Raw genomic sequence first — 24,435 nt, forward strand, 5'->3', positions numbered from 1 at the left:
ATTTGTTTTCAGACGGCCTTATCAAATGGTTTTGAACAATCAAGAAGGATGTTACAAACCCACCCTTTTGCTGATTGGGATAAAGGTTGTTACAACAAAAACAATGTGGCCAATCCCAAGAAAATCAGGAAGCCGCCGGAGTCGGTAACTGCGGTAATCAGCACCGAGCTGCCCAATGCCGGGTCGCGTCCGGCTTTGTCCATCATGACGGGGATAAGGACACCGACGGTCGCAGCAAGCAAAAGGTTCAAGGTCATCGCGGCCACCATGACCAAACCGATGCCGATGTTGCCATAGAGCAGCCATGAAATCACGCCCATCACAGTGCCCCAAATAATGCCGTTGACGAGGGCGACGCCGACTTCTTTTTTCAGCAGGCGGCCTGCCTGCGTGCCGGTCATTTGTCCCATCGCCATGGCGCGGACGATCATGGTGATGGTTTGGTTGCCGGAGTTGCCGCCGATGCCGGCGACGATGGGCATCAGCGCGGCCAGTGCGACGATTTTTTCGATACTGCCTTCAAATGCGCCAATCACGCGGCTGGCGATGAAGGCGGTACACAGGTTGATGGCAAGCCACATCCAACGGTTTTTCACCGAGTCCCAAATCGGGGCGAACAAGTCCTCTTCTTCTTGCAAACCAGCCATGTTAAACATGTCGGCTTCGGATTCTTCACGGATCACGTCCACCATTTCGTCAATGGTGATCCTGCCGATCAGCTTTTTGTTTTCATCGACAACCGGCGCGGTTACCAAGTCATAACGTTCAAACGCCTGCGCCGCTTCTTCCACGTCGTCTTCCGGACGGAAGCGCACGACTTCGGTGGCCATCACGTCCGCCACCATGTCTTCGGGGTCGGCGACCAAGAGTTTGCGGATGGGCAGAACGCCTTGCAACACGTCGTTTTCATCGACCACGAAAATCTTGTCGGTATGGTCGGGCAGGCTGTCGAAACGGCGCAAGTAGCGCAATACAACTTCACACGCCACATCGGCGCGGATGCTGACCAATTCAAAGTCCATAATCGCGCCGACTTGGTTGTCTTCGTAAGACATCGCCGCTTTGACCTGCTCGCGTTCTTCTTCATCACGCGTTTGCAGTGCTTCGTACACCACTTGGTGCGGCAAGTCGTCTGCCAGTTCTGCCAATTCGTCTGCGTCCAAATCATCGACGGCGGCCAACAGCTCGTCTTTGTCCATGGACTCGATCAACGTTTCGCGTACGGCGTCGGATACTTCCAGCAATACTTCTCCGTCGTCTTCCGGGGCAACTAAAAGCCAAACGATGTTACGCTCGCGCGGCGGCAGGGATTCCAAGACGGCGGCCACGTCGGCAGGGTGCAGCTCGGCCAAGAGGACGGTCAGCTCGGTGAACTTGTCGCGCAAGCTTTCGTCTTCGATCGGCACACCGGCTTCGATTTGTTCAAAGGACGGCTCGAGGATTTCGCATAAGGCGTGGATGCGGTCGATATCGTCAGAGATGCGATCATCAGAAATGCGGTCTTCTACCACATCATTGTCGGGGGTATTGTCGAGATTCGGAGGGGTTTGTTCGATGCTCATAAATGCTCCGCCCGCCGGACGCGGGAAGGCATTTCGGCGGGATGATTATTGTTGTTGTGTATCAGATGGGAAGTTCAAAGGCGAACTGGGAAGGTCCATAATTCGAGCCTGCTGAGAGGCGCAGAGTTGTAAACGGTGCATATTCTACTCTTTTTTAGGCCGTTTTACCATTTTTAACGGGAAAGGCCGTCTGAAACCGGGTGATAACGACACCCTTTTTTTCAGACGGCCTGATGATTTGATTTTATTTGTTTCGCCTGCCGAACGCTTCCCTGACCACGTCCAACCAAGCCCTTAAGGCCGGCGTCGGGCGTTGGTGTTTTTTCCATGCCATGGTGAGCTGCCAGCGGATCTCGGGGTCGACCAAAGGAATGGCGGCAAAGACATCGGGATTGATTTTTCGGGCATAGTATTCGGGCAGTAGGGCAATGCCCATATTGTGCGCCACCATGTCGGCGACCAAATTCCATTGTCCGGTACGGCAGACAACGTTGGGCGTAAAACCTTGATTGCGGCAGGCCGTCTGAATGGTTTCGTTGAGGGAAAACCCTGCACCGAACAGGATGAAGGGCTCGTGTTGCAGGCTTTTGAGCGTCAGCGCAGCGTGTCTCGCCCGATTTTTCGGCATCAAAACCACCAACGGATAGTCGCATAAAGTAATGCTGTCGAAGTCTTCGTGAACCGGCGCAAGCAGCTGCCCGGCATCGAGTTCGTTGTTGCGCAGGGATTGCTCGATGGCGAGTGAGCCTTGTTCCAAAAACGACAATTCGATGTCCGGCCATTTGTGGTGGAAATCAAACAAAGCCTGCCCGAGCAAATCGCTGCCGAACAAGGCCAAACCCAAACGCAGCGTCCCGCTTTTGACATGGCGGTAATCGTCAATGCGGGCCAGCAGCAAATCGCGTTCGTGTAGAAGGTTTAACGCGTGGCGATAGACTTCTTCGCCGATTGCGGTCGGCTGCACCTGCCGCTTTTTGCGTCCGTTTTCTTTACACAAAAGCGGCACGCCCAATTCCTCTTCCAAAGCCTGAATGATTTTGCTGACCGTCGGCTGCGTCAAATTCAACGCGGAAGCGGTGGCTGAAAAACTTTGCAGGCGGATGAGTTCGGCAAAACAATACAGGCTTTTGAAGTCCATTATTCCTCTAAGGCATGATTATTCGTTTAATAATTCATATTATGCAGAAACAAGGTTTCTATAATCAAGCCTTTCATTCAACACACACCCATATCATGGATTCCCTCACCAGATTTTTTCAGACGGCCTTGCAACTTGCCATCATCGGCGCAGTATGGGGCGTCTCCGACCTTATCGTCCGCTTCACGCATCTGCCTGTTTCTTCAGGCGTATTGGGCCTCTTTCTCATGCTCGCCCTTTTGGGGCTCGGCATCATCCGCCCGGGCATGGTTGACCGCGGCGCAAAATGGGCATTGGGCGAACTCGTCTTTTTCTTCATTCCCATCATGGTTTCCGTCTTGCAATATCAAGACCTACTGATGTCCGAAGGTTGGCAGCTGATTTTGACCATCGCCGTCGGCACCGCGCTTGTGATGATTAGCACCGCCCTTACCCTCGACTTCTGCTACCGCTGGAAACGCCGCCTCTACAAAAAACTCCACTCCTAAAAATAGAGAATAAAAATGGACTACACCGCCCTCGCCTGCCTGATTTGGACCTGTTTCGCCTACATCGTTGCCAAAAAAATCCACCGCAAAAAACCCTTAATGATTTTCTCCCCCGTCGTTACCGTCTCCGTCAGCACCATCCTCCTGCTGCTGGCATTCGGCATCAATTACGACACCTACCACAAATATACCCAAGGCATCGTCTTCCTGCTCACTCCGGTTACCGTTGCCTTTGCCGTCCCCATTTATGAAAACCGCGAAGTCATCCGCCGCCAACTGCCCATCCTCTCCATCGCCATTATGGTGGGCATGTTTGTCGGCGTAGTCAGCGCATTCCTCATGAGCCATATGTTCCACTTCAACAACGAAGTAACCAACAGCCTGATGGCGCGTTCCATCTCCACGCCGTTTGCCGTCGTCCTCGCCAGCGAAATCCACGGTTCAGCCTCACTCGTTTCTCTGTTCACCATCATCACCGGCTTTGTCGGCATGATATTCGGCGACCTGTTTTTAGCCTTCACCCGTATCCGCTTCCGTACCGCCAACGGCGTGGCATTCGGCAATGCCGCCCACGGCTTCGGCACATCGCGCGCCGGACAACGCCACGAAACCGAAGGCGTAATGGCCAGCCTGACCATGATTTTGGCCGGACTGTTTATGGTATTGTTTGGCCCGACCATGGTGCATTTGGTGGTTTGGATGATGAGTTAAGCCTTTTCTCCATTCTTATCGATACGCAAAAAAGCCGTCTGAAAAATGACTTTCAGACGGCCTTTAATCTTATGGAAAGGTTACAGCGTAGAAACTGAAGTTTCCGCTAAATCATGAATGGTATCCAACGCAGATGAACCTGTACCATTGCTTGAATAGGTCGCATTGTCTGAGGAAAGACCGACAGAAGAATCAAGAGGATCAGCCTCACCAAACGCACGGCTCAAAAGCTCATCTCCACTAAAAGCCTTAGTTTCCAATATCGGCTTGGAGGCCGGCAGCGCAGGCTCGAAACCTTCCCATTCGCGCGGATCAAGGCGGATGATACGCCCATTATCGTCATGGCCATTATCAGACTCTATTCCTTTTGAAAAGAAGCCGTTCCACTCACGCGGATCAAGACGGAAAACATGCTCATTATGACCATGATCGGACTCTACTCCTTTTGAAAAAAAGCCGTTCCACTCGCGCGGATCGAGACGGAAAACATGCTCATTATGGCCATTATCCGACCCTATGCCTTTTGAAAAAAAGCCATTCCACTCGCGTGGATCAAGACCGAAAACAAAATCTTTAGAATCAATTTCTGTACCTGGTTGATATACTTTATCCACGGAAGTCTCCTTAAAAATAAACAGTTGCTGTACCCAATACCCCATCAGGTCGATGAGAGCCTTTATTCTAAAACAAAGAAAATAGCAGGTAGAGTCCAAAGGGAACAACGGTTCATTAAAACGACAATCGGACTAAAATCTTTTAAAAACAAATAGATATAATTTACACATCATAATCAATAATACATAATCAAATTTCCAGACTACCCCGCCAATCAGGGGAATCCTTCTTTCCCACGTTCCCCGTCATGTCGCAAAAAGGCCGTCTGAAATTTAAGTTTCAGACGGCCTTTTCATTTGCTCAAACCTTATTCTTTAGGCAGGCGCAGGACGGAGACGATGAATCCGCCCCAAATGACGATCAATGCGACAAGCATCATAATAATGGCTGAAGTACTCATTATTCGTCTCCTTCACGTTCGTGTTCATGTTCGTCTTTGACGTTGAAGTTCTGACCATGTTTCCACGGCAAGAAAGACAGCAGGACGGACAATACCAAGAGAGCGCCTACCATGCCCCAACCGAAGATATTGAGGAAGCTGTCAGGATAGCCGCTGTAATTCTCTTTTAAGAGGCCGGCGGTATCTTGATACAGCATATAGCCGAGCATAGCGACGGTAACCACCACGCTGGCAGTCCACACTTTGCCGACACGGATGGAAGACAACGCGTTCAAGTGATTGCGCAGTTCGGGCAGTTTGCGCAACAAAACAATCGCCAGAACGTAAACAAAACCGGAAGCCACAATGCCGTAAGTATTGATGAATTTGTCCAACACGTCCAACACAGGCAGGCCGGTAGTCGTACCGAACAGCAAGGTGGAAATAATCGCCATTGGCACGCCTGCAATCAGCGTTGCGCTGACACGGCCGATGTTCATTTTGTCTTGAATCGCGGCCACAATCACTTCAACGATGGAAATCATGGAAGTGACACCGGCAAACACCAGCGAGCCGAAGAACAACACGCCGATCAATGCGCCCATAGGGGCTTGGTTGATGATGGTAGGGAACGCGATAAACGCCAAACCGATACCGTTGGATGCCACTTCGCTGACTTCCTTGCCTGCCGCGTGAGCCATAAAGCCCAATGCGGCAAATACGCCGATACCGGCGAGCAACTCAAAGCTGCTGTTGGCAAAGCCGACAACCAAGCCGGTGCCGCCCAAGTCGGTTTTTTTCTTCAGGTAAGAAGAATAAGTAATCATGATGCCGAAGCAGATAGAGAGCGAGAAGAAAATCTGACCATATGCGGCTACCCAGACTTTCGGATCGGACAATCGGCTCCAATCAGGCGTAAACAAAGCGTCCAAACCTTTTGCCGCACCCGGCAGAGTCAGGGCAATACCCACCATGATGACAAACATCACTACTAACAAAGGCATGAAGAATGTGGATGCACCGGCCACACCTTTTTGTACGCCCAAAGCCATAATCGCCAGCGTAAACACCCACACGGCAATCAGCGGGCCGGCAACTTTGCCGACAAAGTCCAAGCCCAAGTCTTTGGCATCGGCCATTTGCAGGAAGTCTTTGAAGAAGAAGGTCTGCGGATCCGCACCCCATGCCGAAGTCAAAGAATAATAGGCATAGCTTGCCGCCCAGCCGACAATCACGGCGTAGTAGATACAGATGATGACGTTGGTCAGGAAGTTCCACCAACCCATCGGCTCAAACAAACGGCCGAGGCGGCGGAAAGCCAAAGGTGGCGAGCCGCGGTAACGGTGGCCGATGGCATAGTCGAGCAGCAACAGCGGAATACCTGCCGTCAACAACGCAACCAAGTAAGGGAGAACGAAAGCACCGCCGCCGTTGTCGAAAGCGATGTAAGGGAATCGCCAAATGTTGCCTAAGCCCACGGCCGAGCCGATGGCAGCAAACATAAAGGCGCGGCGACTGCTAAACGTCGCGCGTTCGCTGGATTGAGAATTTGACACGATGAACCTCTTAAAATTCGAGTGTCGCCAAGGCCGTTCAGCCTTGCGCGTATATATTTAGGAATCAGGCCGGACAAGCCGGTCGGTTAAAGTAGATATTCGGACAAGGATAATATCCGGTATAGAGGATGCACCGCTTATGGCCATGCAAACATAATCTGACCTTATCGTAAAAAAATTTAACAGTGTTGACAAGTCATAATTAAATTAAAATCACAAGCAAAATCTTCATACACTACGACTAAAACCTTCATACACTTATTTATATAACCCCCAAACACAGCTCAATCCACCGTTTTTCCCTCCCTTGTTCCGACAATTTTCCCCTTTGCTAAAAACCGCCCTCCCCTTATCCGGCAAGGAAAACCGGGAATCCAAGGCGTTTAAATTCCATGTCATCAAAAATGTTCAGACGGTCTTTTCCTTTTGCTCGATTAAACCCGGGCCGTCTGAAAATTACACTGTTGTATGTTGTAATCAAAAGCCACACTCAAATTCTGTTTAATATAAACAAAAACAATCCGCCTTTCCCGTTTCATTCATTACCATGATTTAAAACGAGCATAAAACACTAAAAATAGAATTAATGGAAAATAAAATTTCAAAAAATACAAAATAACATTAAATTTAAACCTGTATTTCTACTCTAATCATCTACAATCAAAAATAATCGAACCTAAAATTTTCAATAAAACATTAATTACACAGCACTACAATTTTGCTATAATTGCCACCATTCACTCCACAACCCAAACCCAAAAGAAGAGGAAAAGCCATGGGTATCAAAGTTGCCATCAACGGTTACGGCCGTATCGGCCGCCAAGTAGTGCGCGCTATTTTTGACTACAAACTGCAAGACCAACTCGACATCGTTGCCATCAATGCCAGCGGCAGCATCGAGACCAACGCTCACCTGACTAAATTCGACACTGTTCACGGCCGCTTTGACGCCGATGTTTCCCATGATGAAAAACACCTCATCATCAACGGTAAAAAAATCCCTTACTTCTCCACCCGCAACCCAGCCGAATTGCCATGGGGCGAATTGGGCGTTGACCTGGTAATGGAATGTACCGGCGCATTTACCAGCAAAGAGAAAGCCAAAATCCACTTGGAAAGCGGCGCGAAAAAAGTGCTGATTTCCGCTCCCGGCGGCGATGACGTTGACGCAACCATCGTTTACGGCGTAAACGACGACGTGATTACCGACGACATGACCGTTATCTCCAACGCGTCTTGTACCACCAACTGCTTGGCACCTGTGGCCAAAGTGTTGAACGAAAACATCGGTATCGTAAACGGCGTGATGACCACCATCCACGCGCTGACCAACGACCAAACCGTAACCGACGTACGCCACAAAGACCTGCGCCGTGCGCGTAGCGGCGTGGAAAACATGATTCCGACCAAAACCGGCGCAGCAAAAGCCGTCGGCTTGGTATTGCCTGCCCTCAAAGGTAAACTCGACGGCCTCGCCATCCGCGTACCGACCGTCAACGTTTCCCTGGTTGACCTGAGCTTCCAAGCAAGCCGTGAGACTTCTGTCGAAGAAATCAACGCGCTGATGAAAGCCGCTTCCGAAGAAGGCCGTCTGAAAGGCGTTTTGGGTTATAACACCCTGCCGCTGGTTTCTATGGACTTCAACCACACCACCCAAGCCAGCACATTCGACTCTACGCTGACCAAAGTAACCGAAGGCAAAATGGTTAAAGTGTTCGCATGGTACGACAACGAGTGGGGCTTCAGCTGCCAAATGCTGAACACCGCGCGCCGTATGTTCGGTTTGGAAGTACGTCCGTTCTAATCGGCTTCCAACACAAAGGCCGTCTGAAACATCTTTTCAGACGGCCTTTTGTATTTCCTTTAAAATATCGCATTCCCATTTATTTTCAGACGGCCTCTTCATGTTTCCCAACGAATCCGCCCCCAATCTGCTGCAAGGCTTAAACCCCGAACAACTTTCCGCCGTAACCTGGCCGCCGCAATCCGCCCTCGTTTTGGCAGGCGCGGGCAGCGGCAAAACGCGCGTGCTGACCACGCGTATCGCATGGCTTTTGCAAAGCGGACAAGCCAGCGTGCACAGCATTATGGCGGTAACGTTTACCAACAAAGCCGCCAAAGAAATGCAGACACGTTTGGGCGCGATGATTCCCGTCAACGTCCGCGCCATGTGGCTCGGCACGTTCCACGGCCTCTGCCACCGCTTTTTACGCCTACACCACCGCGACGCAGGCCTGCCCTCTTCCTTCCAAATCCTCGACAGCGGTGACCAGCTTTCCCTGATCAAACGCCTGCTCAAAAGCCTCAACATCGCCGAAGAAATCATCGCGCCGCGTTCGCTGCAAGGCTTTATCAACGCGCAAAAAGAATCCGGCTTGCGCGCTTCCGTCTTGAGCGCGCCCGATCCGCACACACGCCGCATGATTGAGTGCTACGCCGAATACGACAAAATCTGCCAACGCGAAGGCGTGGTCGATTTTGCCGAACTCATGCTCCGCAGCTACGAAATGCTGCAAAACAACGAAATCCTGCGCCAACACTACCAAAACCGCTTCAACCACATTCTGGTCGACGAGTTTCAAGACACCAACAAGCTGCAATACACCTGGCTGAAACTGATTGCCGGCAACAATGCCGCCGTCTTTGCCGTCGGCGACGACGACCAAAGCATTTACCGATTCCGCGGCGCAAACGTCGGCAACATGACCGCGCTGATGGAAGAATTCCACATCGACGCGCCCGTCAAACTCGAACAAAACTACCGCTCCGTCGGCAACATCCTCGCCGCCGCCAACGCTGTTATCGAAAACAACGACGAACGCCTCGGCAAAAACCTGCGCACCGACGCCGAAGCAGGCGACAAAATCCGCTACTACTCCGTCTTTACCGATCTCGAAGAAGCCCAATTCATCGTGGATGAAACCAAAGCCCTCGAACGCGAAGGCTGGGATTTGGACGAAATCGCCGTCCTCTACCGCAGCAACGCCCAATCCCGCGTTATCGAACAAAGCCTGTTCCGCAGCGGCATACCCTACAAAATCTACGGCGGCCTGCGCTTTTACGAACGCCAAGAAATCAAACACGCCCTCGCCTACCTGCGTCTCGCCGTCAATCCCGACGACGACAACGCCCTCTTGCGCGTGATTAACTTCCCACCGCGCGGCATCGGCGCACGCACCATCGAAAACCTTCAGACGGCCTCAAATGAACAAGGCATCACCCTCTGGCAGGCAGCCTGCAACGCCGGCGCAAAAGCCACCAAAGTCGCCGCCTTCGTCCGCCTCATTGAAGCCCTGCGCAACCAAGTCGGACAAATGCCTCTGCCCGAAATCATCGTCGGTATCCTCAAAGACAGCGGCCTAACCGAACACTACCGAACCCAAAAAGGCGACAACCAAGACCGCCTCGACAACCTCGACGAACTCGTCAACGCCGCCATCGAGTTCAAACCCGAAGACAGCAACTTTGAAACCCTGCCTGAAAACATTTCAGACGACTCCGCCTTCCCTATCCTCGCCTTCCTAAGCAACGCCGCCCTCGAATCCGGCGAAAACCAAGCAGGCGCAGGCGAAAAAGCCGTCCAACTCATGACCGTCCACGCCTCCAAAGGCTTGGAATTCAACGCCGTCTTCCTCACCGGCATGGAAGAAGGCCGCTTCCCCAGCGAAATGAGCCTTGCCGAACGCGGCGGCCTCGAAGAAGAACGCCGCCTCATGTACGTCGCCATCACCCGCGCCCGCAAACGCCTCTACATCACCATGGCACAGCAACGCATGCTGCACGGACAAACCCAATTCGGCATCGTCTCCCGCTTCGTCGAAGAGATCCCGCCCGAAGTATTGCACTACCTGTCGGTCAAAAAACCTGCCTTCGACAGCTACGGCAACACGCGCCAAACCACCGTACAACGGGACAAAATCATCGACGACTACAAACAGCCGCAAACCTACGCAGGCTTCCGCATCGGCCAAAACGTCCGCCATGCCAAATTCGGCACCGGCGTCATCATCGATGCCGTAGACAAAGGCGAATCCGCCCGACTGACCATTAACTTCGGCAAACAGGGCGTGAAAGAGTTGGACACCAAGTTTGCGAAATTGGAAGAGATGTGAAAGGGAGATGGCAGAGGTCGTCTGAAAAACGAGGGCAACAGCTTTGCCCAAAATTTCGCCGTCATTCCCGCCCAGACGGGAATGACAGACGGTAAAAGTCGGGTATGAATACCCACCCACCTGTTATAACTGAAATCAATAAGGAAGAACATTATGCCCCAAATTTTTAAAGATTTTGACTTGTCCTCCGTTTGGGAATTTAATAGTTGGGCGGATAAGGACTACAAAGAAGCCCCATTTACCCCTGAGATTTTAGCCGCTGTAGAAAGTGAGCTAGGCTATAAATTGCCGCAAAGTTTTATTGCATTGATGGCAGTACAAAACGGCGGGATATTTGTCAAAAACTGCTTTCCGACCACTCAGAGAAATTCGTGGGCGGAAGATCATGTGCAAATTTGCGAGGTATCAGGAATCGGTTTTGAAAAAGAAGGGAGCCTCTGCGGCAAGATGGGGCAAAAACTTTGGCTGGAAGAATGGGAATATCCGCCTATCGGCGTGTATTTTGCTAACGACCCATCTGCAGGACATGCCATGTTTGCCTTGGACTACCGAGAGTGTGGAAAAGACGGAGAGCCGAAAGTGGTGCTTGTCGAACAAGAATGGGATTTTGAAATAGTCGAACTTGCCCCCGATTTTGAAACCTTTATCCGCAGCTTGCGGCATGAAGATGAGTTTTTAGATAACTAATAAAAAGTAGGCCGTCTGAAAATTTTTCAGACGGCCTTTTAACATCTACCTACTAAGCCGAAAAAGCCTTATATGCCATTGAAACGATAATCAGCAAAACCGTTACAACCAAAACCTTACGAATAACTTCCCCGTTTGAATTAATAGCATGGAGGCTGCCAAAATGGTTGCCCAACAAATTTGCCAAAATCATCGGGATTCCGATTAGGAACGCCATTTTCCCTGCTATCAAGAAGGCAACAAATGCCCCGATGTTAGAAGCAAAATTGAAAATCTTGGAAGTAGCTGAAGCCTGCAACAACGACAATTTGTTAATGACAAACAAAGCAATGATGAAAATACTACCTGTACCCGGGCCAAAAAAACCGTCATAAAAACCAACAATCAGACAAGTTAAAAATACGGCGATAACGGATTTTTTTATCTCGCCACGCTCGTCTTCTTTTTTCAGCAAAACACCTTTAAACAAAGTTGCCAGCAAGCCTATGGGCAAAAACGCAAGAATAATGTAATTGATGGTTTCCACCGGAAGAATCAAAATGACTTTTGCACCGACAAATGCCCCAATTAAAGCCGCAACAATGCCAACCGGCACAATATGCCATACGATCGAACTGCTCTTCATAAAATTTTTAATCGCAGCCACCGTACCGATGGTACTCACCAATTTTTCCTGTGCCAACGCGACCTGAGGCGATAAACCTACCATCAAAAATGCGGGAATCAAAATCAGCCCTGCTCCGCCCGCAATAGCATCGACATAGCCCGCAATCAAAGACGCGGCAACCAGCAGGAAAAGGCCGATATAAAAATAATCGGCAATAATACTGCCGGGAATAAATAATTGTTCCATGGATTGTTTCCTCTTGATTAAATTTTTTGTTATTAAAAGTTATTAACTGCTCAATACATCGCCCTTCTTCGTCAAAACATATTGATAAACTTCTTCTACCGTAGCCTCGTCATAGCTTTTGCCAAAGCGTTTTTTGTAGCCCAGTTCGTATAGTTTTACATGATGCCCTTCCGGGATTTCAACGCCCACATTTTCCAAACACGATTTGGCGCAATGCAGATGACAGCCGTCAATAACCAACATCGGCCGTCCGGACTGCGCTTTGCGCACCAACGGTGCGACTTTGCCGCCCACGCCGGAAATGCACGACATTTCAAATTCTCCGGCATGGTCGAGCGCCACGGCTGTGTTGTTGGCCAGCTGCGCCACATCGGAACATCCGGAACAAGAATAAATTAAGGGAAGCTCATTGCGGTTAGGCATTTTCTATTTCCTTCGGTAGCGGTTTTTATCTTTATGTGTCCGCCCATGATCAGTCTGTCGGGTGCATCATGCGCGGTATGCGGATATTCGGGTTGCACCCGTTTTCTTTTTTCAGACGGCCTACGGCGTATCCATTTACATATTAAAAGCCATCATAACTCAATACGATTAGACATTCCAGAACAAAGCAGATGCTACCTTCTAAAAAAATAAAGGCCGTCTGAAAACAGATAACGCTGCTTTTTCAGACGGCCTTTTTATTTGAAGTTAATGATTAGGCTTTGTGTTCGCCATCATTCTCTGCTTTGGGCGGAACGGGGGCAAACCAGCCGACCAAAAGTAGCAACAGGCCGACGATGATGAAGGAGACGATGCGCGCGATACCGCCACTGTTGGAAAGCTCGATCAGGAAGAGTTTGACGACTACGATGCCCATCAGTGTCGCGCCGGTCATCCAGTAGGAACGCTGTTTGCGGCGGTTGCCGAGTACCATCAAGATGATGGCGGTTACTGCCCAAACGACGGAGAGGCTGGCTTGCAGGCCGAAGGATTGGAGCATGATGTCGAGACGCCAAGTGATGCCGTCGTAGAAATGCCATACGCGCATCACGCCTGCACTGATCAGCATAAATGCCAAGGCGGCGACTGTAGTTGCCGTGGTACGGCGAAGGTCGGGCGGCAAGGCTTCGGGCAGAGATTTCAGGGCAAACCAAAGCATGCCGGCGCTGGCGAGTTCCACCGGATTGAGCACGGGAATATACGGCAACGGCGAAGGTTGGAACGGCGTGGAGAAGTTGGTCCACAGCATCCAACAGGCGGCGGCAAGGACGCACAACGGCATAGCAAAATGTTGATAAATGGTTTGATGCCGTCTGAAAAATTCGCGTTGGCGCTGCGTATGGAAAACAATCCACATCGCCAAAGGTACAACCAGCCATGAAAGCTGCGCCCAAACGCCGGAGAGAAGGCCGCCGACATACAGCGCCGTCCAAAGCGTCCAAAGTACGCCGAGTATCGTGATATTGAGTTTGTGTAACCAAATCAGATCATGGCGCGGATAGTTGTTCAGAATGATGAAGTTCAACACGGTGGCTGCGGCAAGCGGCAAGGCTGCGGCGGCTGTCCATGCGTGTTCGGTATGGTAAAAGACAAAATGCAGGGCAAACACAGGCAGGAATGCCAAGTTTGCCTGCAGCAGCTCTTCCCATTTCAAACGTTTGGCAAACAGCAGCAGGCCGGCAAATATCGGCCACATCCACAACTCGATAAACAGGGTTTCCTCGCCTGTCCATTGCATATAAAGGGCGTAGCTACCTGTCGCCAACGCAGTAAGCAGGATGATCCAGCCTGAAACCTGCGCAAAGTAAACCTCGTTTCCTTCCGGCTTTTCGCTTGCAACCTGCACGCGTGGATATTGCAGCGCGTAGGCAGCCGCAAACAGCAAAGGCGTAGCGGCAATAAGGTACAGATGGCTCAGGAAGCCTTGGGATTCATAAATAATACCGGCTTGCAGCAACAGGGCGAACAATACATTGCCCAAGGCAAATGTGATAAACACATTAGGCTCATGTTTGCGTCGGCAGAATGCCCACGCCGCCGCCAAAGCGGAAAGAGCGACAATGCTGCCTTGGTCGGCCAAGAAGAGCAAAGGCAAAATAGAGATGTACAGCAAGGCGGTAGACAAGACGGCCGTCTGAACGGATTTTTCCCATTGCGCCGAACCTTCGCGACGCGAGAAATACCACAGCAAATAAATCGCCGCTCCGCCAAGCAACACCACAACCGTTGTAAACCACTGCCCTTCCAGAACGGTATCCGTGCCGAAGCCCTGATAATTGCCCAACTGAATCAGTGCCGCCAAGAGATAAACCATCAGCGCACCCAAACGGATATGCGGACGCTGTTGGCGCAGACCGAAGAAATAAACCAGTGCGGATTCGGCACTCCACAAAATGACCGTATTGCTCGGTTCAAAATAAAGCGGAACGGCAATCGTGAGGAACAATACCGCCAACGCAAAAAACGCCTGACGCAAAATATACAAACCCTGCTGACGTTTCAGCAGCAGCGCGGCCAGTCCGTAAACAGCGGCAAAACCCAATGCGGAAAGTGCATCCGCAGACGGCCAATGCTCCACCATGCGGTATTGCAGGCCGAATGCTGCCGCCATTGTGCCAAACAATAAAGTATGGTCGAGGACATGAACGCGCAGGCCGTGTGTATAAATACTCTTGCCGATTTCTTCCAAAGTCGCATTGTCGGCAATCGGCGTAACGCTGTCTTCGCTGTTTTCCGTCAGCTTACGGCGTGCAAACAGATAAGCGATAAAGGTATAGAGCAGCCAGTGGTAAATCAGGAAAGGCTCGGTAGTGGCGAAATGTTGCGGCGTATAACTGCGCATGCCCCACAGCGCGGCAATCGCAAAAGTAGCGGCAAAACCCGTCAGGTTCAGCGGACGCCATGCCTTAAACCAAGCAATCGCGGCCACACCGGCATTGAGCAGGGCAAGATAAGAGAATAGCACCAAATAATTGCCGCTGCCGTCTGAAGTCAGCAAAGGCGCGGCCATACCGCCGATTAAAGCAACCTGCGCCATAATCTGCGCATTCTGCCTTACCGCCAGCCACGCCATCAGCACAACCATCGCCACCATCAGCCCGAACACGACCGACACAGGCAGCAGCGGATGCAGTTTCAACGCCGCCAACGCCGTCAAATACATCACCGCCACGCCGAAACCCTGCAACACCAAGCCATATTCACGCTTACGGCTTTGCAGCTTCCAGCCACCGACCACCGCCGCCAACCCCGCGCCAGCCACAGTCAAATAACGCAGCTCCACCGGTACATGAACCCGCTCCGAGGCATAGCGCAAGAGGAACGCCAAGCCGAGGAACAGCACCACAATACCGGTTTTCAACAGCGGATTACCGCGCAAGAACCAAGCAACAATCGGATTGTCGGAAAACTTATACTCTCCGCCTTCCGCCTGATTTTTATGAATAACGAATTGACGCGATGGCACTTCTTCGCTTTCAGACGGCATCGAAGCAACAACAGTTTTTTCCTTAGACTGCTCTTCTTGTTCAGCAGCAACCGCTTCAATAACTTCCGATTCCACAACAGGCTCAGGCGAAGCAGAAGCCTTGGCAGGAACAGGATCAATAGGTATAGAAAAAGAAGGAGCAAACGCCTCTTCAATTTTCTGCTTAACAGGCGCAGCTTCCGCCTCAACCCGAACATGAAGCGGCTCAGAGGCCGTCTGAACATCTGCAGCAGGCCGCGCCTCAAGCCCCTGCCCTACCTTCGCCTCATCACGGACAGCCTCATGCTCCAACACCGACAAACGCTGTTTCAGCAGCTCGATTTCCTGCTCCAGCTTTTGCATCCTGTCGCCTGCCGTAGCAGATTCAGCCAAACGCTCTTCTTGACGTTGTTTGGCGATTGACCAAGCAACCAGCCAAAACAACGACCCAATAATGACGCCGGTGAACATTTCATCAGCAAAATAGCCGATAATAATAGGAATAAGCAGGCCGAAAAACTGCATAAAACACCTGTTTGATAACAATAAGAATATGCCGATTGTAACACTGGCAACATTATTCATGAAAAAAAGAGATAAAAGGCCGAGAATAAAAGCATACGGTGAATAGAATATAAAGAATCGGCATAGAAAAAGGCCGTCTGAAAATAGTGTGGGGTTAAACCCACATTTTCAGACGGCCTCTACCTATTTCAACAACCCAACGCAAATCATGAAAAGAAACGCATTGGGTCTTGTTTCAAACTACGGCTTAACTTCCCGACAATACTGCCGCACCTGCTTTCGCGACGCTTTCGTCTTCATCGACCGAGCCGCCGCTCACACCGACACTGCCGACGATAACACCGTTTTTATCCACCAACAGCACACCGCCGGGAAAAATCACCAAACCGTCGTTGGTCACCTCAATACCGTAAAGCTCGCCACCCGGCTGCGAAGCCTTGCCCAAATCGCGAGTGGACATATTGAAATAGCGTGCCGTTTTCGCCTTTTTCTGCGCAATATCGATGCTGCCGATAAACGCGTCGTCCATACGCGTAAACGCCTTCAAATTACCGCCCGCGTCCATGACCGCGATATTCATCGGCACCTTGATTTCACGCGCCTTTTTCATCGAAGCCTGCACCACCGCCTGCGCCTGAGCCGTCGTCAAATCGCCCGGCAGCGTTTTGGTCAAACCCGCCGAAAACGCCGGCGCACCCAATGCCAAAGTACACAACAATGCAACTGATTTTATGCCACGCATAACTGTCTCCTTGTATTGAATCAATGAAAGGTACTGCACTTTTGATTGTATGCCTGTCGGCGGGAAGAATAAAGGTCGTCTGAAAACCATAAGATAGGTTTTCAGACGACCCTGGATGGGTTTCGTAGTTCAATTACCATGTGTTGTACTCAAAAGTTCATATAGCCCACAGGCAGGATGTAATCCGCAGTTTTTTCTACTGCTCACTAAAAATCAGATAAACACCTCTGTACTATCAAATCTGGTTTCTCATATGAATCAAAATTATAAAATATACTGGCATCTGCATCTCCCGAGTCTGATGCATATTTAATAACCCCCCATAAATCTTGCTCTGCGGACATTGTTTTATCTACTAAAACATATTTATATTGTGTATCCATATAAATAATCTTTTTATTTTTACTCTCCGCTGAAAGATTGCACACTTCATTAGAATAAAAATCTAATTCTTTAGCCAGAATATATGCCTTTTTAGGTAAAATTTTATTATTAAAATATACATTATTAAATTTATATGAAAATACTAAACACGCTACTGTAGGTATAATAAAAATGGAATATTTAATATATACAGGCCAGCCATCTTTGCCATTTTCCTTAATTATATCAATAATTTGAAGTAGATAATATAAAATCATTAATATCATTAAAAGCATGGAAAATGGGTAAACCTTTTTAAAAAATAATATTCCTGCTAGAAAAGATCTTGAAAATGGCAACAAAGAAGCATCTACAGAGAAAATTTTATTTAGCATTTCAGACGATTGCACCATACATATCATTAACAACCCAGTTACAGATAGCGTAATGACGAGTTTGGTTAAAAATAATTCTACAATGGGAGAAAAAATTTTTTCTAAAGAACTTACAAGAAATAAAATAGAAAAAAATATACCAAATAAAAATAATGATTCAGGAGAAAGATTAAAAGATTTTAGAAAACTATCATTGGTATCTTTCGACCATCCCCAATAAATCATTAGACAACTCAAACCAGCAAAAGCCCCTCGTACAATCTCAATCCATTCAAATTTGTTTTCTTGATTGTTGTTACTCATTTCTTATGTTCTTTCTATAACTCATTAGGATTTGATAAATTTATTCTAATTAGATCAAGATTCTTAAGCTTTTTATCTTTATGTCCTAGGTCTTTACGGATAGCACGATATACATTATCGATTTTATCCAACGTATTCTCACTAGAGTTTTTTCTGAATTCAATCCATGTTTGAATAACTTCATCGGAAGCCCATAAGATAAACCCTCGATTTAGCTTTTCAAATTTAGCTTGCAGATCAACATCTGACAAAATATCAATCTCTTGGTCATTTTTAATTGATCTTTGAAATTTTTCAATAATATCAAAAAATAAAGAATAAGTTTCTATTTTGCTATTTCTATGACTTTCTGCAATATCTCTTGACTTGGATTGCCACTGAGTCCACATTACACCAATCAAACCAATAATTGCTGTAATGATTGGAATTGCAACAGTGTTATTTTTCTTTACCCAAATCGATGCTTGAGACAGAAAAAATAAAATTATTAAAATCAAAAATAAAATTATTGATAAACTAAGAATAAAATAAACTGATTTTTTCAACATAGATATTCCTTGACTCATTGTTTATCTCAATGCGCCTCTTCCCAATTCATACCCACGCCCACTTCTGCCACCAGCGGCACGTTCAACATCCCTTCATCCACTTTCGCCATAATCTGCGGCAGTTTTTCTTTCACTAAATCCAGTTCGGCTTCGGGTACTTCCAGCACCAGTTCGTCATGCACCTGCATGATCAGTTTGCTCTTCAGGTCATCTGAAACCAACCAACGGGATACATCTATCATAGCGCGTTTGATGAGGTCGGACGCGGTGCCCTGCATGGGGGCGTTGATGGCGGCACGTTCGGCTCCGGCGCGGGCGTTGGCGTTTTTGTTGTGGATGTCGGGCAGGTAAAGGCGGCGGCCGAACAGGGTTTCGACGAAGCCTTGCGCGGCAGCTTGTTCTTTGGTGCGCTGCATATATTCGGCGACGCCGGGATAGCGGGCGAAGTAGCGGTCGATAAAGTTTTTGGCGGAGATGTTGTCGATGCCTAATGATTTGGCAAGGCCGTATTGGCCCATGCCGTAAATCAGGCCGAAGTTGATGGTTTTGGCGTAACGGCGTTGTTCGGACGAGACGTTTTCGGGGGCGATGCCGAACACTTCGGCGGCGGTGCGGCGGTGTACGTCTTCGCCGTTTTGGAACGCGGCGATGAGGGTTTTGTCGCCGGAAAGGTGCGCCATGATGCGCAGCTCGATTTGGGAGTAGTCGGCGGAAACGATGACGCTGCCTTGCGGTGCGGTGAAGGCGCGGCGTATGCGGCGGCCTTCGGCGGTGCGGATGGGGATGTTTTGCAGGTTGGGGTTGTTGCTGGCAAGGCGGCCGGTAATGGCGACGGCTTGGGCGTAGGTGGTATGCACGCGGCCGTCTTTTGGGGAAATCATTTCGGGCAGTTTGTCGGTGTAAGTGGATTTGAGTTTCGCCAGGCTGCGGTTTTGCAGGATGATTTTGGGCAGGGGGTAGTCGGGCGCGAGCTGTTCGAGCACGGCTTCGTTGGTGGAAATGCCGCCTTTGGCGGTTTTTTTCAGGCCTTTGGTGGGGATGCCCATTTTGTCGAACAGGATTTCTTGCAGCTGTTTGGGCGAGTTGAGGTTGAACGGCTGGCCTGCGGCGGCGTAGGCTTCTTGTTCGAGCTTCATCAGCTCGGCGCCGAGTTCCGCGCTTTGGCGGGCGAGTTCGGCGCGGTCGATTTGTACGCCGTTGCGTTCCATTTCAAACAATACCTGCGCGACAGGCAGTTCCATTTTTTCATACATTTCAAGCTGCTTGGCGTCCATTTGCGCGCGCAGGTGCGCTTCGAGGCGCAGGGCGAAATCGGCGTCTTGGGCGGCGTATTCGGTCGCCTGCTCAATGGCGACGTCGGCAAAACCGATTTGCTTCGCGCCTTTGCCGCACAGCGATTCGTAGGTAATGGTTTCCAAGCCGAGCCAGCGTTCGGACAATTCGTCCAAGCCGTGTCCGAGATGGCTCTCGATGATGTAGGAAGCGAGCATAGAATCGCCGGCAATGCCGTTCAGGGCGATGCCGTAGTTGGCGAAAACGTGTTGGTCGTATTTGAGGTTTTGCCCGATTTTTTTCAGGGCGGGGTTTTCCAAATGCGGTTTCAGACGGCCTAATACGTCTTGCAAATCAAGCTGTTCGGGTGCGGCAGTCAGGCTGTGTCCTACGGGGATGTAAACCGCTTCGCCTGCTTGGAACGCAATACTGATACCGACCAGCGCGGCGTTCATCGCGTCTAATGACGTGGTTTCTGTATCGATGCCGATTTTTTCCGCCTGAGCCAGTTTGTCCAACAAAGCGGCAAACTGCGCTTCGGTGGTAACGGCTTGATAATCCAGTTTTTCAGGGGCTGGGGCAAGTTCGGGTTGTTTTTCCGGCTGTGTTTCCATCGCCAATACGGCTTGTTCGCCGATATGCTCGCTACCGAACAAATCAGTGTTTTGCGCTTCGTGCATACGGCTCTCCGCCTCTTTCAACCAAGTGCGGAAGCCCCAGCGTTTGAAATCGACAACCAGCTGCGCCCATTTAGGCGTAGTGCGGCGCAGGCTTTCAAGGCCGTCTGAAAGCTCGGTGTGCAAATCCACATCGGTTTTAATCGTTACCAAGTCATATGACAGCGGCAGTTGGGGCAGCGCGGCTTGCAGGTTTTCACCAACCTTGCCCTTGATTTCCGCAGCGTGTTCCATCACACCAGCCAGCGAGCCGTAGGCTTCCAGCCACTTCACCGCGGTTTTCGGGCCGCACTTCTCCACGCCCGGCACGTTGTCCACCTTGTCGCCCATCAGCGCGAGATAATCGCGGATTTGGTCGGGGCGCACGCCGAATTTCTCCTTCACGCCTTCAATGTCCAGCGTCTCGCCGCTCATCGTGTTCACCAGCGTTACGCGCTCGTTCACCAACTGCGCCATGTCCTTATCGCCGGTAGATACCACCACGTTCCACCCTGCTTCGCTAGCCATCTTAGCCAAAGTGCCGATAACGTCGTCCGCTTCCACCTGCGGAATCACCAATACCGGCCAGCCCATCAGGCGCACCAAATCCGGCAAGGCTTCCGCCTGCGGGCGCAAATCGTCCGGCATCGGCGGACGCGTCGCCTTATAGTCGGGAAACATCTCGTGGCGGAAATTCTTACCCTTAGCATCAAACACCACCGCGCAATAGTCGTGCACATAATCCGCACGCAGCCGGCGCAGCATATTCAACACGCCATACATCGCCCCAGTCGGCGCACCGTCGGGCGCGGACAAATTCTGCCCCATAGCATGATAGGCGCGGTAAAGATAAGAAGAGCCGTCAACGAGAAGGAGTGTGGGTTTGTTGGACATGGGGAACCTGCTGTGTGTATGAAAATAATGTACGGATTATAAAGGAAAAGGCCGTCTGAAAACCGAAAATCAAGTTTCAGACGGCCTGATGTTTACATAAATATACGGTTTTAAGTATTGCGCCTCAGAACCCCATCTTGTATATTTGTATTCAAATGAATACAAACCAAAGCAAACGAATATGAATGCAACGAACCGTATCCCAATTAGTGTGCGCATCACTCAGGAAGATGCTGATTTTATTGCCGAACTAAAAATCGAAGGTGCGAATACGCCGTCTGAAAAAATCCGCGAATTGCTCAAGCTGGCGCGCTTGGCGCATACGCAGACACGCGATTACGGCTCTGCACTGACGGCGCAGGAGCAGTTTTTCCAAGCGGCAAAACACGAAATCTTGCACGCTGAAAAACAGGCTGGAGTGCATTCGCATATCGTGGCGAGGTTGTTTGAACAACTGCCCGATTTAGGCGCAACGCTCGCCGCCGACTTGCCCGAAGAAGCCGATCTCGACGATTTGAAAAAATACGAACGCGAACTGATGTGGCGCATCGTCCGCCTGACTGACAGCATCTTGCAACTCGCCGTAACAGGCAAAGGTGCGGCATACGACGACAGCGTTCTGCAACAGCTTGAAAACACTTTGAGGCTGGCGAAGATCGTACAACAGGCAAATGAAGTTTAAGGCCGTCTGAACAACGCCCCTTCCCCCATTCCTAAATACCAATGCTCAACATCGAAGACAGAAGCGACAAGATGGAAAAATGGATAGCAGAAGCATACGAATTATTTGCACCTTACAGCGTGCGCTTCCCGCTGAATATCTGCACTTGCAATAGCTGTTCTCCCGAGGATTTCCAACAGACGTTGTTAGAATATCCGTTACGCGAGATTCCTGTCGATATGTTGCAGGCGTATTTGGGCAGCGTACCTTTAGACGACGCAGCCGCAACGGCTTTAGACATGAAACATTTTCTGCCGCGTATTTTGCAGGCTTTGGTCAACGACGAAGACGTCCGACCGCTTGATGAAACGTTGCTCGATAAGTTGCGTTGTGATTTACCTGAATGCTGGACAGAAGAAGAAATCGATTGGCTAAAACGTTTCGCCGCCGCTTGGTTTGACTCGCAACTGACTGCACCCCGCCACGAAGGCTGCTTGGTCGTTTGGCTGAATATGTTTCAATTCGCCGGATTGGATGTTGTCGACAAACTGCTGGCAATTTGGACGAAGCAGGCGGATAAAACGGCAGCTTTACGCGAATTTGTCGACTTGTATTTAGAAATTCCGTATGGAGGCAACGAGCCGGATTGGTACAAAGTCTGCTATCTGCCCGAGCATTGTCCGAATAGAACGCAATTCGCCGCCCGACTGTCGGCTTGGTTTACCCACCCAAATACCCGCGCCACATTCAGACGAGCTTTAGAACAAGCCCTATTGGAAGGCAAAGAAGACGAAAACGAAACATTGTCATGGGAGCAATGTTACAACTGGTTGGCACAATCGGATGCTGGCTAAATACAAAATTTCTCATGATTTCATAAAGAAAGGAAAATCCAAATGAGCGAAACCCTATCCCGCCGAGTAGGCCGTCTGGTAAGCGGCGGTTTTCATGCCCTGATTGATGCGGCGGAAAACCTTGCGCCTGAAGCGGTCATGAACGAAAGCATCCGCGAAATCGAGCGTGCAGTAGATGAAGTGCGTGCTGAGTTAGGCAAAGTGTTGGCGCAGAAACACCTTGCCGCCAAGAAAATGGCCGATGAAAGCAACCGCCACGAAGCCATCGATGCCAATCTGCAAGCCGCCGTAGATGCCGGTCGCGATGATCTTGCCGAAGCAGGTATCGCCGAGCAGATGGACATCGAAGCGCGTCTGCCCATCTTGGAAAACACCATTGCCGATTGTGCCGCACAAGAAAAAGAGCTCGAAGGCTTTATCGCCGCCCTGCAGGCGAAAAAACGCGAGATGCAGCAGCAGTTGCAAGACTGGCGTACTGCACAGCAAAGCATGGGGACAGGCAAAACAGCCGGCGGCAACGGTAGCGACCTCAACCGCATTGCCCGTGATGCCGAAAAAAGCGGCAATGCTTTCGACCGTGTGATGGGTCGCCAAAACTCGGTACACAGCAGCACCGATGCGGCGCAGTTGGCCAAGCTGAAAGAACTGGAAGACTTAAGCCGCAACAACCGCATTGCCGAAAGATTGGCGGCATTGAAAGCGAAATCATAAGCCATATTGAGAAAATCGCAGTTTCAGACGGCCTCTACCTTCACGGGGCCGTCTGAAAAAAAGAAAACCATACACACCTCAATAACAAAAAGATGCCGGATTGGGAAAAATCCTGTCAGTTACGACAAATTAATAAAAATACCCATATCCAATCGGCTTAACTTTAAAATAAAATATATGCCGTCTGAAAATTAAAAAGAATAAGGAAATGCAATATGTGGAATTTAATCAACGCCCCCGAAACTGAAATCTTCGGCATTGCCATTGCGCTGATGGTTTTGCTCGGTGTGTTGGAAGTCATTTCCATGCTGGCAGGCGGTATCAGCGATTGGTTGGACAACCTGTTGCCCGACAGTCTGACCGAAACCGCGCACGCCGAAGTCGGATTGGATGTGGCGGATGCAGGCATATTCGTGCGTTTCCTGAGCTGGCTGTATGTCGGACGTATCCCGGTGTTGATGCTGATGGTGGTGTTTCTTGCCGTATACGGACTGACGGGTTATCTGTTTCAGACGGCCTTTGCCACTGTATTCGGCAGTTATCTGAATGGCACGCTGGCAGCAGTCATCGTTTGGTTTATTTCCCTACCCTTGGTACGAGTAACGGCTAGCGGTTTGTACAAAATTATGCCGAAAGATGAAACCACTGCCGTTTCGCAGGAAAGTTTGATCGGACGCGTCGGCACGGTGGTATTGGGTGAAGCTCGGGTAGGCAACGCGGCGCAGGTGCGCGTGAAAGATGCTTACGGCCAACAGCATTATGTGATGGTAGAACCTGACTCTGATGATGTATTGAAACAAGGTGATGCGGTATTGCTGGTGTCGTTGGACGGAAATACATTTAAAGCGATTTTGAATCCGAGCGGAAGCTTGGTGGATTAAGGCCGTCTGAAACTGCTGATTTATCGATACGGGAAAAATAGATACTTCACCGCCCTATCCTCATTATCTAGAAATTTGAAA

General features: G+C 50.0%; 21 protein-coding genes. 9 read left to right on the forward strand and 12 right to left on the reverse strand.

All coding sequences use genetic code 11. The features are described 5' to 3' along the window. Positions 1 to 89: 89 nt before the first annotated feature. Entirely contained in the window at positions 90 to 1,562 is a 1,473-nt protein-coding gene (gene mgtE, locus O3682_RS07640; RefSeq protein ID WP_371509402.1) for a magnesium transporter, read from the reverse strand. Positions 1,563 to 1,806: 244 nt separating this feature from the next. Then, the gene (locus tag O3682_RS07645; protein ID WP_371459578.1) at positions 1,807 to 2,700 is read right to left on the reverse strand and encodes a LysR family transcriptional regulator; all 894 of its coding nucleotides are present in this window, start codon (positions 2,698 to 2,700) and stop codon (positions 1,807 to 1,809) included. 14 nt (positions 2,701 to 2,714) lie between these two features. On the opposite strand from O3682_RS07645, the gene O3682_RS07650 reads away from it, so the two are divergent. Together O3682_RS07650 and O3682_RS07655 are read left to right on the forward strand one after the other, a co-directional pair. After that, positions 2,715 to 3,188, forward strand: coding sequence for a CidA/LrgA family protein (locus O3682_RS07650; RefSeq protein WP_371509404.1), 474 nt, complete (start codon positions 2,715 to 2,717; stop codon positions 3,186 to 3,188). A 15-nt stretch (positions 3,189 to 3,203) separates the two neighbouring features. Continuing rightward, the gene (locus tag O3682_RS07655; protein WP_371509406.1) at positions 3,204 to 3,899 is read left to right on the forward strand and encodes an LrgB family protein; all 696 of its coding nucleotides are present in this window, start codon (positions 3,204 to 3,206) and stop codon (positions 3,897 to 3,899) included. Positions 3,900 to 3,979: 80 nt separating this feature from the next. Here the strand turns inward: O3682_RS07655 and O3682_RS07660 are convergent, their stop codons facing one another. The 3 genes from O3682_RS07660 to O3682_RS07670 all read right to left on the reverse strand — a co-directional run bounded on the left by O3682_RS07660 (position 3,980) and on the right by O3682_RS07670 (position 6,449). After that, positions 3,980 to 4,513 carry a hypothetical protein gene (locus O3682_RS07660; protein WP_371509408.1) on the reverse strand — a complete coding sequence of 178 codons (534 nt, stop codon included), beginning with the start codon at positions 4,511 to 4,513 and terminating at the stop codon, positions 3,980 to 3,982. A 308-nt stretch (positions 4,514 to 4,821) separates the two neighbouring features. Then, a complete protein-coding gene (locus O3682_RS07665; RefSeq protein WP_036472778.1) occupies positions 4,822 to 4,914 on the reverse strand; it encodes a methionine/alanine import family NSS transporter small subunit in 93 nt (30 codons plus the stop codon). After that, positions 4,914 to 6,449 (reverse strand): sodium-dependent transporter, encoded by a 1,536-nt coding sequence (locus O3682_RS07670; protein WP_371509409.1) that lies wholly within the window; start codon positions 6,447 to 6,449, stop codon positions 4,914 to 4,916. The genes O3682_RS07665 and O3682_RS07670 overlap by 1 nt, the downstream gene beginning before the upstream one ends. 775 nt (positions 6,450 to 7,224) lie before the next feature. Between O3682_RS07670 and gap the strand changes: the two genes are divergently transcribed. The 3 genes from gap (at position 7,225) to O3682_RS07685 (ending at position 11,248) form a co-directional block, all read left to right on the forward strand. Then, positions 7,225 to 8,253, forward strand: coding sequence for a type I glyceraldehyde-3-phosphate dehydrogenase (gap, locus tag O3682_RS07675; protein WP_314553041.1), 1,029 nt, complete (start codon positions 7,225 to 7,227; stop codon positions 8,251 to 8,253). A 100-nt stretch (positions 8,254 to 8,353) separates the two neighbouring features. Beyond that, positions 8,354 to 10,561 (forward strand): DNA helicase II, encoded by a 2,208-nt coding sequence (uvrD, locus tag O3682_RS07680; RefSeq protein WP_371509411.1) that lies wholly within the window; start codon positions 8,354 to 8,356, stop codon positions 10,559 to 10,561. Between the two features lie 153 nt (positions 10,562 to 10,714). Continuing rightward, positions 10,715 to 11,248: an SMI1/KNR4 family protein gene (locus tag O3682_RS07685; protein WP_371509413.1), complete on the forward strand. Its 534-nt coding sequence runs from the start codon at positions 10,715 to 10,717 to the stop codon at positions 11,246 to 11,248. 52 nt (positions 11,249 to 11,300) lie between these two features. On the opposite strand, the gene O3682_RS07690 is transcribed toward O3682_RS07685, so the two are convergent. The 7 genes from O3682_RS07690 to polA form a co-directional block, all read right to left on the reverse strand. Beyond that, a complete protein-coding gene (locus O3682_RS07690) occupies positions 11,301 to 12,101 on the reverse strand; it encodes a sulfite exporter TauE/SafE family protein (protein ID WP_371509414.1) in 801 nt (266 codons plus the stop codon). A 42-nt stretch (positions 12,102 to 12,143) separates the two neighbouring features. Beyond that, positions 12,144 to 12,524, reverse strand: a complete 381-nt coding sequence (locus tag O3682_RS07695; protein ID WP_003748129.1) for a putative zinc-binding protein — start codon at positions 12,522 to 12,524, stop codon at positions 12,144 to 12,146. Positions 12,525 to 12,798: 274 nt separating this feature from the next. Next, positions 12,799 to 16,074: a DUF2339 domain-containing protein gene (locus O3682_RS07700; protein ID WP_371509415.1), complete on the reverse strand. Its 3,276-nt coding sequence runs from the start codon at positions 16,072 to 16,074 to the stop codon at positions 12,799 to 12,801. Between the two features lie 247 nt (positions 16,075 to 16,321). Next, on the reverse strand, positions 16,322 to 16,816 hold the full coding sequence (locus tag O3682_RS07705; RefSeq protein ID WP_049331674.1) for a GlcG/HbpS family heme-binding protein: 495 nt from the start codon (positions 16,814 to 16,816) through the stop codon (positions 16,322 to 16,324). Positions 16,817 to 17,022: 206 nt separating this feature from the next. Continuing rightward, positions 17,023 to 17,877, reverse strand: a complete 855-nt coding sequence (locus O3682_RS07710) for a hypothetical protein (protein WP_371509417.1) — start codon at positions 17,875 to 17,877, stop codon at positions 17,023 to 17,025. Positions 17,878 to 17,891: 14 nt separating this feature from the next. Further along, positions 17,892 to 18,425, reverse strand: a complete 534-nt coding sequence (locus O3682_RS07715) for a hypothetical protein (protein WP_371509419.1) — start codon at positions 18,423 to 18,425, stop codon at positions 17,892 to 17,894. Positions 18,426 to 18,451: 26 nt separating this feature from the next. Next, positions 18,452 to 21,247, reverse strand: coding sequence for a DNA polymerase I (polA, locus tag O3682_RS07720; protein ID WP_371509420.1), 2,796 nt, complete (start codon positions 21,245 to 21,247; stop codon positions 18,452 to 18,454). Between the two features lie 181 nt (positions 21,248 to 21,428). Between polA and O3682_RS07725 the strand changes: the two genes are divergently transcribed. The 4 genes from O3682_RS07725 to O3682_RS07740 all read left to right on the forward strand — a co-directional run bounded on the left by O3682_RS07725 (position 21,429) and on the right by O3682_RS07740 (position 24,354). Continuing rightward, on the forward strand, positions 21,429 to 21,929 hold the full coding sequence (locus O3682_RS07725; RefSeq protein WP_107723809.1) for a hypothetical protein: 501 nt from the start codon (positions 21,429 to 21,431) through the stop codon (positions 21,927 to 21,929). A 41-nt stretch (positions 21,930 to 21,970) separates the two neighbouring features. After that, on the forward strand, positions 21,971 to 22,762 hold the full coding sequence (locus O3682_RS07730) for a hypothetical protein (protein WP_371509421.1): 792 nt from the start codon (positions 21,971 to 21,973) through the stop codon (positions 22,760 to 22,762). Between the two features lie 42 nt (positions 22,763 to 22,804). After that, positions 22,805 to 23,473 (forward strand): PspA/IM30 family protein, encoded by a 669-nt coding sequence (locus O3682_RS07735; protein WP_371509422.1) that lies wholly within the window; start codon positions 22,805 to 22,807, stop codon positions 23,471 to 23,473. Positions 23,474 to 23,688: 215 nt separating this feature from the next. After that, positions 23,689 to 24,354 carry a YqiJ family protein gene (locus tag O3682_RS07740; RefSeq protein ID WP_371509423.1) on the forward strand — a complete coding sequence of 222 codons (666 nt, stop codon included), beginning with the start codon at positions 23,689 to 23,691 and terminating at the stop codon, positions 24,352 to 24,354. The last annotated feature ends 81 nt before the right edge of the window (positions 24,355 to 24,435 follow it).

Origin of the sequence: Neisseria sp. 27098_8_112 (assembly GCF_041433235.1) — a bacterium.
GTDB lineage: Bacteria > Pseudomonadota > Gammaproteobacteria > Burkholderiales > Neisseriaceae > Neisseria.

Excerpts from the sequence above, each read along its gene's own strand:
- O3682_RS07695 (WP_003748129.1), bottom strand. The coding sequence starts at position 12,524 with ATGCCTAACCGCAATGAGCTTCCCTTAATTTATTCTTGTTCCGGATGT.
- O3682_RS07645 (WP_371459578.1), bottom strand. The coding sequence starts at position 2,700 with ATGGACTTCAAAAGCCTGTATTGTTTTGCCGAACTCATCCGCCTGCAA.
- O3682_RS07650 (WP_371509404.1), top strand. The coding sequence starts at position 2,715 with ATGATTATTCGTTTAATAATTCATATTATGCAGAAACAAGGTTTCTAT.
- O3682_RS07690 (WP_371509414.1), bottom strand. The coding sequence starts at position 12,101 with ATGGAACAATTATTTATTCCCGGCAGTATTATTGCCGATTATTTTTAT.
- O3682_RS07685 (WP_371509413.1), top strand. The coding sequence starts at position 10,715 with ATGCCCCAAATTTTTAAAGATTTTGACTTGTCCTCCGTTTGGGAATTT.
- O3682_RS07730 (WP_371509421.1), top strand. The coding sequence starts at position 21,971 with ATGCTCAACATCGAAGACAGAAGCGACAAGATGGAAAAATGGATAGCA.
- O3682_RS07705 (WP_049331674.1), bottom strand. The coding sequence starts at position 16,816 with ATGCGTGGCATAAAATCAGTTGCATTGTTGTGTACTTTGGCATTGGGT.
- O3682_RS07740 (WP_371509423.1), top strand. The coding sequence starts at position 23,689 with ATGTGGAATTTAATCAACGCCCCCGAAACTGAAATCTTCGGCATTGCC.
- mgtE (WP_371509402.1), bottom strand. The coding sequence starts at position 1,562 with ATGAGCATCGAACAAACCCCTCCGAATCTCGACAATACCCCCGACAAT.
- O3682_RS07735 (WP_371509422.1), top strand. The coding sequence starts at position 22,805 with ATGAGCGAAACCCTATCCCGCCGAGTAGGCCGTCTGGTAAGCGGCGGT.
- O3682_RS07665 (WP_036472778.1), bottom strand. The coding sequence starts at position 4,914 with ATGAGTACTTCAGCCATTATTATGATGCTTGTCGCATTGATCGTCATT.
- uvrD (WP_371509411.1), top strand. The coding sequence starts at position 8,354 with ATGTTTCCCAACGAATCCGCCCCCAATCTGCTGCAAGGCTTAAACCCC.
- O3682_RS07655 (WP_371509406.1), top strand. The coding sequence starts at position 3,204 with ATGGACTACACCGCCCTCGCCTGCCTGATTTGGACCTGTTTCGCCTAC.
- O3682_RS07715 (WP_371509419.1), bottom strand. The coding sequence starts at position 18,425 with ATGTTGAAAAAATCAGTTTATTTTATTCTTAGTTTATCAATAATTTTA.
- O3682_RS07725 (WP_107723809.1), top strand. The coding sequence starts at position 21,429 with ATGAATGCAACGAACCGTATCCCAATTAGTGTGCGCATCACTCAGGAA.
- O3682_RS07700 (WP_371509415.1), bottom strand. The coding sequence starts at position 16,074 with ATGCAGTTTTTCGGCCTGCTTATTCCTATTATTATCGGCTATTTTGCT.
- gap (WP_314553041.1), top strand. The coding sequence starts at position 7,225 with ATGGGTATCAAAGTTGCCATCAACGGTTACGGCCGTATCGGCCGCCAA.
- O3682_RS07710 (WP_371509417.1), bottom strand. The coding sequence starts at position 17,877 with ATGAGTAACAACAATCAAGAAAACAAATTTGAATGGATTGAGATTGTA.
- polA (WP_371509420.1), bottom strand. The coding sequence starts at position 21,247 with ATGTCCAACAAACCCACACTCCTTCTCGTTGACGGCTCTTCTTATCTT.